At 65.2% G+C, this 13,749-nt stretch carries 17 protein-coding genes, 1 tRNA gene and 2 rRNA genes; 14 read left to right on the forward strand and 6 right to left on the reverse strand.

The features are described 5' to 3' along the window. From E6K76_10155 to E6K76_10220, 14 genes are all read left to right on the forward strand, one after another. Positions 1 to 443 (forward strand): 23S ribosomal RNA (locus E6K76_10155); the annotation flags it as partial. A gap of 79 nt (positions 444 to 522) precedes the next feature. Beyond that, positions 523 to 639 (forward strand): 5S ribosomal RNA (gene rrf, locus E6K76_10160). A 768-nt stretch (positions 640 to 1,407) separates the two neighbouring features. Beyond that, entirely contained in the window at positions 1,408 to 1,950 is a 543-nt protein-coding gene (locus E6K76_10165; protein ID TMQ57524.1) for a hypothetical protein, read from the forward strand. 41 nt (positions 1,951 to 1,991) lie between these two features. Further along, the gene (locus E6K76_10170) at positions 1,992 to 2,390 is read left to right on the forward strand and encodes a hypothetical protein (protein TMQ57525.1); all 399 of its coding nucleotides are present in this window, start codon (positions 1,992 to 1,994) and stop codon (positions 2,388 to 2,390) included. 154 nt (positions 2,391 to 2,544) lie between these two features. Next, positions 2,545 to 3,429, forward strand: coding sequence for an STAS domain-containing protein (locus tag E6K76_10175; GenBank protein ID TMQ57540.1), 885 nt, complete (start codon positions 2,545 to 2,547; stop codon positions 3,427 to 3,429). 39 nt (positions 3,430 to 3,468) lie between these two features. Next, a complete protein-coding gene (locus E6K76_10180) occupies positions 3,469 to 3,837 on the forward strand; it encodes an STAS domain-containing protein (GenBank protein TMQ57526.1) in 369 nt (122 codons plus the stop codon). Beyond that, complete coding sequence (locus E6K76_10185; GenBank protein TMQ57527.1) at positions 3,830 to 4,249, forward strand: anti-sigma regulatory factor; 420 nt, start codon at positions 3,830 to 3,832, stop codon at positions 4,247 to 4,249. Before E6K76_10180 ends, E6K76_10185 begins: the two co-directional genes overlap by 8 nt. Further along, positions 4,237 to 4,854 carry a stage II sporulation protein E (SpoIIE) gene (locus E6K76_10190; protein TMQ57528.1) on the forward strand — a complete coding sequence of 206 codons (618 nt, stop codon included), beginning with the start codon at positions 4,237 to 4,239 and terminating at the stop codon, positions 4,852 to 4,854. Before E6K76_10185 ends, E6K76_10190 begins: the two co-directional genes overlap by 13 nt. Continuing rightward, positions 4,851 to 5,798: a hypothetical protein gene (locus E6K76_10195; protein ID TMQ57529.1), complete on the forward strand. Its 948-nt coding sequence runs from the start codon at positions 4,851 to 4,853 to the stop codon at positions 5,796 to 5,798. Before E6K76_10190 ends, E6K76_10195 begins: the two co-directional genes overlap by 4 nt. Beyond that, positions 5,773 to 6,405: a response regulator transcription factor gene (locus tag E6K76_10200; GenBank protein ID TMQ57530.1), complete on the forward strand. Its 633-nt coding sequence runs from the start codon at positions 5,773 to 5,775 to the stop codon at positions 6,403 to 6,405. Before E6K76_10195 ends, E6K76_10200 begins: the two co-directional genes overlap by 26 nt. 499 nt (positions 6,406 to 6,904) lie before the next feature. Then, positions 6,905 to 7,594 (forward strand): sugar transferase, encoded by a 690-nt coding sequence (locus E6K76_10205; GenBank protein ID TMQ57531.1) that lies wholly within the window; start codon positions 6,905 to 6,907, stop codon positions 7,592 to 7,594. Between the two features lie 2 nt (positions 7,595 to 7,596). Further along, a complete protein-coding gene (locus tag E6K76_10210; GenBank protein ID TMQ57532.1) occupies positions 7,597 to 8,415 on the forward strand; it encodes a hypothetical protein in 819 nt (272 codons plus the stop codon). A 180-nt stretch (positions 8,416 to 8,595) separates the two neighbouring features. After that, a complete protein-coding gene (locus E6K76_10215; protein ID TMQ57533.1) occupies positions 8,596 to 8,988 on the forward strand; it encodes a hypothetical protein in 393 nt (130 codons plus the stop codon). Between the two features lie 63 nt (positions 8,989 to 9,051). Further along, positions 9,052 to 9,136: transfer RNA gene (locus E6K76_10220), tRNA-Arg, on the forward strand. 36 nt (positions 9,137 to 9,172) lie between these two features. On the opposite strand, the gene E6K76_10225 is transcribed toward E6K76_10220, so the two are convergent. From E6K76_10225 to E6K76_10250, 6 genes are all read right to left on the reverse strand, one after another. Next, positions 9,173 to 10,189, reverse strand: a complete 1,017-nt coding sequence (locus E6K76_10225; protein TMQ57534.1) for a hypothetical protein — start codon at positions 10,187 to 10,189, stop codon at positions 9,173 to 9,175. 12 nt (positions 10,190 to 10,201) lie between these two features. Then, positions 10,202 to 11,137, reverse strand: a complete 936-nt coding sequence (locus E6K76_10230; GenBank protein ID TMQ57535.1) for an energy transducer TonB — start codon at positions 11,135 to 11,137, stop codon at positions 10,202 to 10,204. Beyond that, a complete protein-coding gene (locus E6K76_10235; protein ID TMQ57536.1) occupies positions 11,134 to 11,559 on the reverse strand; it encodes a biopolymer transporter ExbD in 426 nt (141 codons plus the stop codon). The genes E6K76_10230 and E6K76_10235 overlap by 4 nt, the downstream gene beginning before the upstream one ends. A 1-nt stretch (position 11,560) precedes the next feature. Beyond that, positions 11,561 to 11,974, reverse strand: a complete 414-nt coding sequence (locus E6K76_10240) for a biopolymer transporter ExbD (protein TMQ57537.1) — start codon at positions 11,972 to 11,974, stop codon at positions 11,561 to 11,563. Positions 11,975 to 11,984: 10 nt separating this feature from the next. Beyond that, on the reverse strand, positions 11,985 to 12,635 hold the full coding sequence (locus E6K76_10245) for a MotA/TolQ/ExbB proton channel family protein (GenBank protein ID TMQ57538.1): 651 nt from the start codon (positions 12,633 to 12,635) through the stop codon (positions 11,985 to 11,987). 32 nt (positions 12,636 to 12,667) lie between these two features. Then, positions 12,668 to 13,749 (reverse strand): tetratricopeptide repeat protein (locus E6K76_10250; GenBank protein ID TMQ57539.1); only part of this gene is annotated, 1,082 nt, incomplete at its 5' end.

Genomic DNA, 13,749 nt, shown 5'->3' on the forward strand with positions numbered 1-13,749 from the left:
CCGAGAGTTCACATCGACGGCGGGGTTTGGCACCTCGATGTCGGCTCATCGCATCCTGGGGCTGGAGAAGGTCCCAAGGGTTCGGCTGTTCGCCGATTAAAGCGGTACGTGAGCTGGGTTCAGAACGTCGTGAGACAGTTCGGTCCCTATCCATCGCGGGCGCAGGATATTTGAGGGGAGCTGGCCTTAGTACGAGAGGACCGGGTCGGACGGACCTCTAGTGTACCGGTTATCGTGCCAACGGTATTGCCGGGTAGCTATGTCCGGATGAGATAAGCGCTGAAAGCATCTAAGCGCGAAACTCACCCCAAGATGAGATATCCCCTAGCACAAGCTAGCTAAAGGACCCTCGGAGATGACGAGGTTGATAGGCCGGAGGTGTAAGCGCGGCGACGCGTTCAGCCGACCGGTACTAATCGTCCGTGAGGCTTGATCGGACTTTTGATGTTCGGTGGGTCGCCTATCCGCATCCAGATTCAGTGAACCAGGAACGGCGCGCTCGAAGCCGCGCGCCGAGAGCTTTCCGGTGGCAATGGCGGAGGGGCTACACCTCTTCCCATTCCGAACAGAGAAGTTAAGCCCTCCAGCGCCGATGGTACTGCACGGGAGACCGTGTGGGAGAGTAGGTCGCCGCCGGGAGTAAATCGAAAGGGCCCCTCGTGCAAACGGGGGGCCTTTTCATTTGGGGCGGCCTTGATGGGGGGCCTTTTCATTTGGGACGGCCTCGATGGGCCCACGCCCAGCGGTCGCCCGAGTGGGTCCGGAAACAGCCGCCATCAGGATTTTCCTGACCCCTTCGTTAGGAACTTTGTACTTGCAAATTCAGGAATTTCCCAATGGTGGGCCGCCTCCAGCGGGTCGATCCTAATAGCGGAGTTGGGAATAACCCCACCCAATCCCCGGCCTGACGGGAGTCGAAGGGCAGGCCGACGATTTACGTTTCGTGCAGTGGAGGTATGGCAATGAGGACAGTGGCGGCTGGCGTCTGGGTGGGCAGCCTGGGCCTCGAAAAACTCCGGTCTCGGGACGACAAACCCTGGAGTTGCTCGGCCGCAACCGGAACGCCGGCTTCCACAGTCCTTGAACGCAGCATCATCTCGCACATGATGCGACAAGGGAGGATTCATGGGACACAGACATTCCCGGAGGGCCGACTCGCGTGATCTGAGCGGCGTGAGGCGGTGGTTCCACCAACCCCGCACTGCGGCGGTTCCGCAGCCGAGCGCAACGTTCCCCGCACCCATTCGGTTCGATGGTTCGGTCGCCCTCTCCACCCTTGCGGAGGGAGGCGGGGGTTGCCTTGTATTCCAGGGGTCTCTCGTTTTCGGAGGGCTCAGGGCGGAGCTGACTTTCGACACACGCACCACCAGGCTGTCCGAACATCGGGGGTGCGTCTCCACGAGTGTATTGCTCCTGCCGGCCGACGAGTTCCTCGAGTTCCGTCTCCAGCAGAATCATCGCGGGGCCGACGGCCGCTGCGCCGCCCGAATCCAGCTCGTTGACGCCGGGGGGAATCCCCTCACCGAAAAGTTTCATCTGGGCCCTCTCGCCGCACGGCCGTCTTCTTTCAGCCTTCGCTTTCCCGCGCTCATCAACGCCGAGGCTTCTTTCACGCCCTCATCGGGCCCCGATCGCCGGGAGTCCGAGCTCGCGTTGACGGGCGAGATCGCGTTCGTGACGGGAGTGTCGGCCAGGCTCCTCTTCGATCGGGAATCCAGGCGGGACGACCCGCGGTTCGAACAGATCGCGGATCTGGAGATTGTGCCCGCCGCGACGCGAATCGAGTTTTCGGCCCAGCCCGTGTGGAGCGGCAATCGCGAATGCAGGCTTACGTCGATTCAATTCCTGGACGCGGGCGGCCGGACCATCGGCGACGAGCGCGCCGCCCCTCCAACCTTGTCCATTTTGGGAGATGAGCACTTTGCGCCCGCAGCGTTGTCGATCCAGTGAAAAGTTTCACAAACAGCCGGCTCCGCGGAGGCTGATGTTCCGTGGCATGTAATCACACGGTTGATGCCGATACCAAAATCGCGATCATCGGCGTGCAGGGAATGACCAGTTTCGAGGAGATCGTGCGCGCGGTCGAGCGGCTGGCGGCCGACCGGCGATTCCGACCGGACTATGGGGTGCTATTCGACCTTCGCGAAATGCACTATTCGCCCTTCGCCGACGAGGCCGCCACGCTGGCCAAGACCATCGCCCAGTCGGCACCGCTGCGAAATCACCCCATGGCGATGGTCGCGTCCGGACCTCAACTGAGCCTCGCCGAAATGATTACGTCGGTGGCCGCCCGGAGGGGGGCAGTGGCCCGCGCCTTTCGCCCCAACCTGGGGGCCGCGGCGATCTGGCTGCACCAACAGATGCGGATGCGCCGGTCCCAGGCCCATTAGAAGCGGTTCCTAAGGGCCTCCCCCCGCAAAACGAGGGACTTTTTCGCCTTCCCGCCGACTGCAGGAATTTCACCGCCATGGCGTCCGGGGTAGTACAATTACGTACTACAGTTCTAGGGCTGAAGGAACAAGGAGGTAGCCGCTCATGGTCAAGATGAGTAACCAGGCAGCCCCCGCCCAGATCGCCTCGGATGCCACCAGCGTCCTCTTGAGCGAGCTGGTCGCCCACCTCAGACAGAACCGCACCCTCCTGCGGGAGGAGTGGGTGCGGCGCATCACGGACGCCGAGCAGCTCACGGCCATGACGGAAGAAGAGATTTTCGCCGAGGCGACGTCCGTCTACGACAGCTATGTCGAGGCACTGGAGACGGGAACCCTCGAGGCGCTCCAAGCGTACGCCCGTAATCTGTCCGAGCGGATCATCCCGCGCGGCGTCGAGACGGACGAGGTGGTCGGAATCGTGCTTCTCCTGCGTGACGTCCTCGCCCGCTCCCTGTTCGCCAAGTACCACGTCGACTTCAAAGTTCTGGATCGGATCCTCGACGCGTACGAGCCCGCGGCCAACCGGATCGCGATCACCGTGGCGGTGGGTTTCGTCCAGGAGCGCGAGCGCGTCATCCGCGAGCAGCAGGAAGCCATCCGCGAGCTCTCCACGCCGGTTCTCCAGGTGCGCGAGCGGCTGTTGATTCTCCCGATCATCGGCCTGATCGACCCGCATCGCGCCCGGCAGCTTACCGAGCAGCTCCTCCACGGGATCCGCGCGAACCGAGCGAAGGTCGTGGTGATCGATATCACGGGCGTGGCCGCCATGGACGCAAACGTGGCGAACCACCTCGTGCTGACGGTCGAGGCGGCCCGCCTCCTCGGGGCCACGGTCATCGTCACCGGTCTCTCGCCGGAGATCGCGCAGACGCTGGTGAAGATAGGGGTCGACCTGGGCAAGATGAATACGGTGGGCGATCTCCAGGGAGGAATCGAAGAGGCCGAGCGGCTCCTCGGCTTCAAGGTCTTCCCGATTCGCGAAACCAAGACGGCCTAAGCGCCGGTCCGGCGCACTTCGAAAATCGGAATCCGCCCCATGCCCGTACCTATCCTGAAACAGGGCCAGACCCTCATTGCCTCGATCCAGGCCGCGCTGACCGACACGGATCTCCTCGAGTTGCGCGACGCCCTTCTGGAACAGGTGGGTCGTTATCGGTCCCGAGGGGTGATCGTGGATGTCACGGCCCTCGACGTGATGGATTCTTTCTCGACCAGGACCCTGCGCGACGTCGCGCACATGACCCGGCTCCGCGGGGCCCAGACCATTATCGTGGGGATTCAACCCGAGGTGGCGTTCGCCATGGCTCAATTCGGGCTGACCCTCGAAGGCGTGCCCACCAAACTGGATTTGGAAGAGGGGCTCACGTTCCTCGCCGAGAGCGCAGAGCAGCAACCCGATGAGTGATGAAACGAAGTTCGAGGCGGAGACGCGCGTCCCGGTTCAATCCGATTCCGATATTGTCGTGGCGCGACAGCAGGGACGGGCCATCGCCCGGGAGCTGGGCTTCACGCTCGGGAACGCAACCCTGATCGCGACCGCGATCTCCGAGCTAGCGCGAAACATCGTCCAGTACGCGACGCGGGGCGAGGTGATCCTGAGGCGAATCGAGAACGGAAATCAGAGGGGGCTGGTCCTGATCGTCCGCGACGAAGGCCCCGGTATCCCCGACGTGCTGCAGGCCATGCAGGACGGGTACTCGACGTCGGGTCGCCTGGGCCTCGGTCTCCCAGGCGTAAGGAGGCTGATGGATGAATTCGATATCGAGTCGGAAGTAGGCAAGGGCACAACCGTGACGGTTAGCAAGTGGAAGACGTGAGCACACAGCTTCTCGACTGGGCCGTGGCCACGCGTCCGTTCCCAGGGGAGGCAAGGTCCGCCGACGGCCATCTCGTCCACGTCGCGCCGTGGGGAGCCCTCCTGGCGGTTGCGGACGGGGTGGGCCACGGTTCGGAAGCCGCCGCCGCGACCCGCATCGCGCTCGCGGCATTGGAACAGCACGCGCATGAGCCGCTGGGCTTGCTGCTCGAACGGTGCCACGACAGCCTGAGGGGCACCCGCGGCGTCGCGCTCAGCATGTCCGCGTTCCATGGGGACGCCGACACGATGACCTGGCTGGGAGTAGGGAACGTGGCGGGAGTGCTCCTCCGCGCCGCACCCCAAGGGACTCCCCCCGCGGAGACGCTCGTGATGCGGGCCGGCTTGGTCGGGGATCGGATGCCCGCGGTTTCCGCATCGACGACCCGCGTCGCGCGCGGGGACACCCTGATTCTCGCCACGGACGGCATCCGGACGAGCTTTGCGGAATCCCCTTCGCTCGCCGATGCGCCGCAGGAGCTTGCCGAGCTCATTTTGGCCCGGTACGGGAAGGGAACCGATGACGCGCTGGTTCTCGTCGCGCGCTATCTGGGAGGCTCGGGGTGAGTGCGCCCCTGAAGCAATTCGGGCTGGAATATACGAGGGCGCTGAAGGACCACCTCACCCTGGGCCAGGAGGCAACCCTTCAGTCGGCCTATGAGATCGGAAGAAGGGCTCTGGTCGAGGGGCTGGGCGTTCTGGACATGGCCGCGATCTTCCACCGGGCGTTGCTCACGATCTCGAACCCCGCGTCGGGGGCGGAAGAGGCCGGGCCCCAAATCGAAGCGCTCGAGAGCTTCCTCCTCGAGAGCCTTTCGCCGTTTGAAATGGCCCACCGGGGCGCACGCGAGGCGAACACGGCGCTGCGCCGCCAGAACGAGATCCTCGAGGAGCAGATCAAGCGCATCGCCCATGAGGTCCACGACGTGGCGGGACAGCTGCTGGCGTCCGTCCATCTCTCCCTCGCCCGGATGCAGAAAGAGGCGCCGCAGCTCCGCGAATGCATCGTGGAAGTGCGGGGACACCTCGATCGAATTGAGGAGCAACTTCGGCGGCTCTCCCACGAGCTCCGTCCCACGGTCTTGGACGACTTGGGACTCGTGCCCGCGATCGGATTCCTCGGCGAAGGCTTCTCCATGCGATCGGGGGTCCGTGTGGTCCTGAATGCGCCCCCGGTCGGTCGGCTGCGCCCCCCTCTTGAGACCGCGCTCTATCGCATCGTCCAGGAGGCGCTGAACAACGTGGTCAAGCACGCGCGGGCAACGCGGGTGCTCGTCGGCATTGACGTGCAGGACGGCTGGATTCACTGTACGATTGGAGATGACGGGATCGGCCTGGATCCGGCGTCGGCGGGAGCCCCGGCCAAGGGGCTTGGGCTCATCGGCATCCGTGACCGCGTCGCGTCGCTCGGAGGTACGCTGAAAATCGAATCGAATCGGGGTCGCGGAACCGAGCTCCGTGTCGCCATTCCCCTGGAGAGCGTCGGTGCCCGTTCGCGTCCTGCTGGCTGACGATCACGCCTTGGTTCGTGAAGGGATCAAGGCGACCCTCGAGGCAAGCGGCCTCAGCGTCATCGGGGAGGCGTCGGACGGGCGCGACGCGGTCCGGCTGGCGCGCGAGCTTCAGCCGGACGTCGCGGTGTTCGACATCGGGATGCCCGGGCTGAACGGGGTCGACGCGGCGAGGGTCGCGCTCAAGGAATCGCCTCGTCTCAAGATCGTTCTGCTCACCGTTCACACCGAAGATGCGTACGTGGCCGAAGCCATCCGGGCGGGAGTCGGCGGATACGTGCTCAAGAAGCAGGCGACCGCCGATCTGGTCCGCGCGATCCAAGAAGTCTCGGAGGGAAACACCTATCTGAGCCCCGGTGTCTCGCGGGCCGTGGTCGATGCCGTCCGGTCCGGGTCCCAGCTGCCCGCGGACCCTCTCACGAATCGAGAACGGGAAATCTTGCAGCTGATCGCGGAGGGAAAAACGACGAAGCAAATCGCTTCGGTCCTCGGAATCAGCGTCAAGACCGTGGAGACGCATCGGAGTCACATCATGGACAAGCTTCAAATCCGCGATACCGCCGGTCTCATCCGCTACGCCCTGCGCCGAGGTTTGGTAACGCTTTAGCGTCCCCCCTCAGGGATTTCCCTACCCTTTACCTCCGGTTTTTCCCCCACCAAATCAGGAACCTCCCAATAGCGGCCTTTATGCGCCGTCCGTACCTTTGTGTGTGTCAGGGGCGAGGAAGCGCTCACTGAGGAGCGCGCCGGGCCCCTGAGGGCCGGCGAGCCCGGCGACGCGAGACCGGGCGCAAATCCGAGAGGAGGTGTGTGCCGCCTGCCCGAAAGGTGCGCTTATCCGGCAATCGCCGGGAAGGACCTTCGGTTGGCGCGAGCGCCCATCGACGCTCGCGCCGAACCGTAGTGGAGAGCATGACGATGGAGGTTCGAATGGGAAAGGCAGGCAGCAACCCTAGCAACAGTGCGTCGCGCCATACGCCGTCGGTTCGCCCCGGGACCCTCGGCTTGCAGCGCCGTGCGGGGGCCCTACGTCAACCCTAACCCTAAACCCAACGAGAAACTCAACGAGGGCGCGACCGGGGGCCCCCCCCGCTCGCGAGAGCCGCATGCATCTCGAGCTGCTCGAACAGCGGCACACCGACGAGACTGGGCGCGGGGTCCCCGTGCAAAAACGCGCCCTGGATATTTTGGTCGCCTCGATCGGGCTTGTCTTTGGGCTCCCACTCTGGTGCCTGATCGCGGTCGCCATCAGACTGGAAACTCGTGGATCGGTCATTTACCAGCAGGAGCGCGTCGGGCTCAATCGGCGACCCTTCCGGATGTACAAGTTCCGAAGCATGGTCGACGACGCGGAGCGAAGAACGGGGCCTGTCTGGGCTACGGAGGGAGACCCAAGGATCACACGGTTCGGGGCGATATTGCGGAGCACCCATCTCGATGAGGTTCCGCAATTCCTCAACGTGCTCCGAGGCGAGATGAGCATCGTGGGACCGCGCCCCGAGCGTCCAGCATTGGTAGAGCGCTTGGCCGAGTCCATTCCGGGGTACCAGGATCGATGCACCGTTCTCCCGGGGATCACGGGCCTCGCGCAAGTGCGGAGCGGGTACGACCGCTCGATCGAAAGCGTGAAGCGGAAGCTTCGCTATGACCGCTACTACATCCGGTGTCGCAGGTGTCTCACCCTGGATCTCAAGGTCATGGCGGAAACCGTCAGGGTCATGTGCCAAGGGCTCTTAGCGTGGCGGAAGCCGGAGCCACTCCCACACCAAAGAACCGCGTCGCAAAGGGAGGCATAGAAATGCCCACGGCGAAATCGAGAAGCGTCGCCAGAAATGGGGGGGTCGATCGCTCTTGGAGCCACGTACCCATCACCCCTGGTCGCGTCCCACCAACGCTCCAGTCGCTTCAGTCGCGGGACGCGCACACCACGCTCTCGATGCCGGCCTGCCTGCAGGCGGCTCTCATTCCTCTGGACCATGAGGATGAGTCGAGCTCGCAGCTCACCCTCAAGGGCGGCCTCGTGCTGGGGGGCTTGGGCGCGGAGCTGATCTTCGACCGGGGGTACGACAGCGCCCCCTTGGGGCGGATGGAAGTGACGACGAAGACGACTCTGGTGCCGGCGGGTGAGTGCTTTGAATTCGAGCTGCAACAGCTTCGCAGTCCCCTCCAGGGAGACACGGTCGCCTGGGTCCAGGTTCGCGACGGCGAGGGCAACCCCCTGACCGACGAGCTCTTCCTCGGCCGTTTGAACCGAGGCTACCGCGTGATGGATCCCAGGTTTACCACGCTCGTGGACGCGGAGACCTTCATCTCCCCCATTTCATGTGGCACGCAGTTGAAATCTGATCTCACACTCACAGGCGCAATGACGTTCGTGAGCGGCGTCTCGGCAAGAATCGTGCTGCGGCGTCGCAGAGGCCCGCTGTGGTGGAGCCGCCCCCCGGACGGGGTCTTCGACCTGGGAATTGTTAGGCCCGGGCAGAGGATCCTGTTCCCTGCCCAACCGGTTTGGGCTGGCGACCACGGCGGGTCCTTGAGGTCGCTCCTATTCCTTAACGGCGAAGGAGAGCCGATCGGCGAGGAGCACTTGCTGGAATCGGCGATCTCGCCCCAATAAGACGAGATGAACCGGTTCACGATATCGTCAGCGACCCAACCGCGAGTGGGGGGAGTAAAAACCACGAGCAAGGGTCTTATTGAAGGACTCCTCGCCGGTGCGGGGCCCTTTTGGTGCAGTACGAGGGGGGGCCCGGCGCCGGACGTGAGATCCGGTTCCGGCACCCGGTGGTGGATCCCCATGTCACTCGACTATAAGATTGATCGGGCTGGGAGAATCGCGTCGGTCTCTGCCCATGCGAATCTGGATGAAAGCCTCCGGGCCATACGAACGCTGGCATCCGATATTCGCTTGGAGGACGGCATCGGCGTGCTCATCGATCTCCGAGGATTCGAGCACGCACCGTCCTGGGAGGAAGCCGATGCGCTCGCGAGGACCATTGCAACGAGCGGCGTCCTTCGGCAGCACAGGGTCGCTCTCCTCGCTTCGGGCAGAGCGGATTTCGCGCTCGCGAACATGATCGCGACCCTCTCCGGCCTGAAAGGCGCCACGGTGCACGCGTTCCAAAGCTTTGATTCAGCCACATCGTGGCTGAAGGGTGTGCCCAGCCATCTTGATCAGCGCCGAAACTGAGTCGTGAGAGAGGGCATTCTGAGGCAAAGTCGACCCGTTGGACGACTGTCTCTACAGAAGGTCGGAGGGGTGGCCGAGAGGTTTAAGGCGTCGGTCACGGCGGCCGACGTGCTGCAAAGCACCGTGGGTTCAAATCCCATCCCCTCCGATCAATCTTTCCACTCCGGCGGCGGCCGGAGATAGCTTATCGGAAGACCCCAATCCGCAGCGCCCCGCCCTCAGGGGCATCGGCCGCCACTTCCGTGACGACTTGAATCCGGCCTGGATCACCGAGGACGCGGCTCGACAGCGCCGAAACCGCGCGGTTTGCGAGCATGGCAGCCTGATCGAGCGAGCGCGCCTGAACCGCCACCCGTATCGGCTCGCGGACCTTGGTCGACTGATTGAGCCAGCTCGCGACCTCGAGGAACATCGGGGAGACCTCTTTGCTTCCGTACCTCATGCTGGGCCCGTACCCCGCCGCGCCCGCGTCGACCGATGAAAGATCGCGACCCGACATCACGAGCTCGGGACCCGCAGGGGTGTCGACGCGGTACGCCGACACCGTGAAGCCCCGGCCCACGAAGTTGCGCTTGTTACCCGCCCGATCTCGGGCCTCGAAGACATACGAATAGGTCAGGCCGGGCGTCACCGCCGCTCCCGACTTCGTTCGCCCGTCCCACGCGATCTCTTTCGGCGGATCTCCCTTCCCATCAAAGGTCGCCACCGTCTCCGCGCGCGAGTCCGCGACCAGAAGCTTCCACTGCACAACCCCTTTCACCGCCGGACGGAACCGTGCCACCGCCCCGGTCGCGAACTGCTGGAGCCAGGGCCGGGCCACATAGGGCGACGGCACTTCGGCGGAGAGCGCGACCAGCGGGGAACCCAGGTCGGGAACGGTGCGATCCAGGACGTCCACGGCGCTGCCGCGGGTCAGTCCCGGCACGTCCTCGGGGTCGAGATCCAGATTGAGCTCCGGGCGGCCGAAATCGATGTGCACGCGGTCTTCACCCTCCACCGTCATGGAGCGGAATTCGGTTCCGGACTGACCTGCCCGAAGCGTCATCGAGCTGTCGGAGGCAGCGGGCGATCCCTGCTTCGCGACGGGCGCCGCTTTCGCCGCCTCCGCGACGGCCGCTGTGGCCAAGCAGGCGCCGGCCGAGAGGGCAAAGACGGCGCGGAGAGCGCCGCGTCCCATCCTGTGGCATCCCTTGGGTCTCATCACACGCCTCCTCTAGCCCGCGTCACGAAGTCTGAAGTGGAAGGTGATCGTGCCCCACTGCTCGCCGGTCTGTCCCGAGGGCAGGGGCCTGAATCGCCAGACGCGGAGCGCGACGCGCGCGCTCTCGTCGAAATCCTCGAACCCCGCGGTCTTCTGAACGAGGATGTTCTCCTTCACGCCTCCGTCCGCGCGGACCACGAAGTAGAGCGTGACCGCCCCCTCGACCGCGTCGTGCTTCGCCCATTCCGGATAGACCGGGACCAAATACGAAACAATCGGTCGATCGACGATCGGACCGGTGATCGATGCCCCCGCGACGGTACGGCGCGCGGTCGTATCGGACGCACGCGCCGGGGCGGGCGTTTCGGTTCCGGGACGCGTTTCCTGCACCGTCGCGAGGGCAGGCGCGGATCCTGCCCCGCCGCCGCGCACGAGCGGTAGCGGGGGCCCTCCTCCGCCTCCGCCACGGGCCAACGCGATCGGGGTTCCCATACCGGTTCCGCCGGCCATGACCGCGGGCGAAGATCCGAACAGGGACGTCGGCGCGCTCGTGGGCGTGATCCCCTTGGCCGCGTGGCTGGCCTTCTGCTGCATCGCCGCGAGACGCGCGTCCAACCGATCCTCGAACGCCCAGGAGGATTGAGGGTCGGGCGCCATTTCCCCCCGCTTTGCCAGGCGCTGGAAATGGACGTCGGAGAGCGATCGAGCCGCGACGCCCGCCGCGGCCTGTCCCCGCGCGGCGGGAGCCGCGGAACCCGCCGGGGCGGCGGCCAGATCCCCCGGCTCGAGAAGGGTGATTTCGGTGATCGGCGCGAGGTCGGGCGCCTGGACCGGGTGAAACACGAGGCACAGGAACAGCAGCCCGTGCGACACCACGCTCACGCTCATGGTCCACCGCGTCCGGGCGCGAGCCTGCTCGAGATCAAACCGCAGGGTCGCCGCCGTCATCGTCCGGACTCCGTTCTCTGCCGTGTCGCGATCGCGATCCGCGAGGCGCCGGCCGCCTTGGCCTGCTGAAGGAGCCGCCGGACCGCCCCGTACGGCGCGCCCGAGTCGGCGCGGACGACGACCAGCACGTTCTGGTTCTCCCGCTTGGAAAGCTTCGCGTGGAGCAGAGCGCCGAGATCCTCGCTCGGGACCACCTCGTCGTCCAACGCGAGGTGCCCGGTCGACGAAAGCGTGATGCTCACGTTCCTCTCGTCCTCCGCTTCGCGCGTTCGGGCCTGGGGGAGGTCGACGGGGAGGTCCGCGACGGAGAGAAGGGGCGCGGTCACGAGCAGGATGATCACGAGGACCAGCGCCACGTCGATGATGGGCGTGACGTTGATCCTGGTGATCATGAAGTGCGGAGCGACGGGGCGGAAGCGCATGTCAGCCTCCCATCACCGCGATCTGCGCGGCGCCACAACTCTTGGCTTCATCGAGAACGGAGACAAAGCTGCCGTGCGGCACGCCGTCGTTGCAGCGCACAACGACCGTCTTGGTCGCGCTCACGGCGAGAAGGGGACGGAGCATTCCCGAGAGCGACGCTCGCGGCATGAGATTCCGATTCACGATCACGCTGTCGGGGGACACGATGGTGATCTCGATGCGCTCGGCGCGCACGCGCTGGACCGCGGCACGGCCGCTGGTCGCCGCGCTCCGGATCTGGATGCCGGACTGGAACGCCATCGGCGTCGTGATCATGAGGATGACCACGAGCACGAGCGAGACGTCGATCAAGGGCGTCATGTTCACGTCGTGAATAGATTCCGGGACCCGTTTGCCCCGCGTGTATCGCCGCACCGGCGCCTCCTTACGCGGCCCGCGTGCCGTGGTGCGACGCGTTCCGGTGGATATTGGTTTCGATCCGAAGCGTGCGCGCGTGGTTCTCCGCGACCGTGAGCAGGTTGCCCATCCGACGCACGAAGTGGTTGTAGAGCATGACGGCGGGAACGGCCACGAGGAGCCCCGCGGCGGTCGTAAAGAGCGCCTCCGCGACGCCCGAGGCGACGACGGAGGGGCCCGCGGAGCCCGTGCGCGCCATATCATGGAACGCGCGCATGATTCCCCATACCGTTCCCAGGAGCCCGATCAGGGGCGCGGTGTTCCCCATGGTGCCCAGGAATCCAAGATGCCGCTCCAGCTCCATCCGCTGCTCGCTCAATACGATCTGGAGCTTCTCCTCAGCGGCCTCGGGCGGGAGGTCCGCGCTGCGGAGCATTTCGACCGCGACCGGCCCGAGCGGGTGGGTCGTCGCGTTGCAGACGCGTACGGCTTCCTCGCGGTTCCCGCCGCGCACGGCGATGATCGCGGAGGCGAGCACCCCGTCCGGATTCCCCCGGCGCTTCGTGTAGTAGATCACGCGTTCCAGCGCAAACCCGAGCGTCATGACGCTGCAGAAAAGGATGATGATCATGACCGGGCTCGAGCGCATCGCCCCGATCCAGTCGAAATTCTCAAACATGGAATGACTCCTTTCTGTTCTTCGTTTCAGGATTACCGCTTCTTGGTGCCTGCCTGAAGCTGGGAGGCGCGCCCTTTGGCAAGCGCCGCCAGCTCCTGATCCTGGGAGTTCTTGGCGATGTCGAGATAGACATCGAGCGCCCTCGCGAAGCTCCTCTTCGACTCGTAGAGCGCCGCGCAGCGTGTCAGCGCCGAGACGCGGAACGCGTTCCGCCGGTCGGTCGACGCGCCGGCGCGGAGGTACGCCTTGAGCGCGCCGTCAGGGTCGCCCAGTTGCTCCCGGCAGCGGCCGAGGCGGTACTGAAGCTCCACTTCGAGCGCGGGGGAGGGTCCGGATTCGAGCGCGGCTTCGAACTCCTGGGCCGCTTCCTTCGGACGGCCCGCCGCCTCGTTCATGTCGCCGAGTTGGTACGCCACGTCGGCGGTGCGGGAGTCATGCGGCCGGTCCGCGCGATAGCGTTCGAGCGACACGCGCGCTTCGTCCGTCTGACCGAGCAGCTTTTGACAGAGCGCAAGGTTGTATCGCGATGCCGAGCCCATCTCGGCTGAGACGCTTTCCTCGAGAACCCGGGTGAACGCCACCGCCGCGCGCGAGTATTCCTTTCCCTCGAACTCGAGCAGCCCGAGCCGGAACTCTACCGTGGCCCTGAGATCGCTCTCGGGGAAGAACGAGAGGAATTGTTCGTAGCCGAGGCGCGCCTGATCGCGCGAGCCGGCTTGAGCGTAGGAATCAGCCAGGAGGAACTGGGCCTGGTCGGCGGCCGAGAAGCCCGGGAATTGGCTCACCACGCGGCGGAAGCCGTCGGCGGCCTCGGAGAAGTTCTTCGCCTGATAGTGCCGCTTCGCGACCTGGAACTGCGCGTCCGCTGCGAAGGCGCTCGAAGGGTACTGCTGGATCAGCCTCTCGAGCACCTCGGTCCCCTTGGCGCTCTGACCGAGGCGGTAGAGCGAGAGCTCCGTGCCGCGTTTCGCTTCGCGAGCTGCGGGCGTGCCCGGGAACTGTTCCTCTACCTTCGAGAACCCCGCGAGCGCGGCCGCGTCGTTCCCGGCATTGTACTCGCACTGCGCGAGCCGGAGCGTCGCGAGAGCCGCGATATCGGTCGCGGCAAAATGTT

Source organism: Candidatus Eisenbacteria bacterium, assembly GCA_005893275.1.
In the GTDB taxonomy this organism is placed as follows: domain Bacteria; phylum Eisenbacteria; class RBG-16-71-46; order SZUA-252; family SZUA-252; genus WS-7.

What these genes read in the sequence shown, in the direction of transcription:
- E6K76_10175 (TMQ57540.1), top strand. Translation starts at nt 2,545, where the DNA reads ATGAGTAACCAGGCAGCCCCCGCCCAGATCGCCTCGGATGCCACCAGC.
- E6K76_10180 (TMQ57526.1), top strand. Translation starts at nt 3,469, where the DNA reads ATGCCCGTACCTATCCTGAAACAGGGCCAGACCCTCATTGCCTCGATC.
- E6K76_10185 (TMQ57527.1), top strand. Translation starts at nt 3,830, where the DNA reads ATGAGTGATGAAACGAAGTTCGAGGCGGAGACGCGCGTCCCGGTTCAA.
- E6K76_10205 (TMQ57531.1), top strand. Translation starts at nt 6,905, where the DNA reads ATGCATCTCGAGCTGCTCGAACAGCGGCACACCGACGAGACTGGGCGC.
- E6K76_10210 (TMQ57532.1), top strand. Translation starts at nt 7,597, where the DNA reads ATGCCCACGGCGAAATCGAGAAGCGTCGCCAGAAATGGGGGGGTCGAT.
- E6K76_10215 (TMQ57533.1), top strand. Translation starts at nt 8,596, where the DNA reads ATGTCACTCGACTATAAGATTGATCGGGCTGGGAGAATCGCGTCGGTC.
- E6K76_10225 (TMQ57534.1), bottom strand. Translation starts at nt 10,189, where the DNA reads ATGAGACCCAAGGGATGCCACAGGATGGGACGCGGCGCTCTCCGCGCC.
- E6K76_10230 (TMQ57535.1), bottom strand. Translation starts at nt 11,137, where the DNA reads ATGACGGCGGCGACCCTGCGGTTTGATCTCGAGCAGGCTCGCGCCCGG.
- E6K76_10235 (TMQ57536.1), bottom strand. Translation starts at nt 11,559, where the DNA reads ATGCGCTTCCGCCCCGTCGCTCCGCACTTCATGATCACCAGGATCAAC.
- E6K76_10245 (TMQ57538.1), bottom strand. Translation starts at nt 12,635, where the DNA reads ATGTTTGAGAATTTCGACTGGATCGGGGCGATGCGCTCGAGCCCGGTC.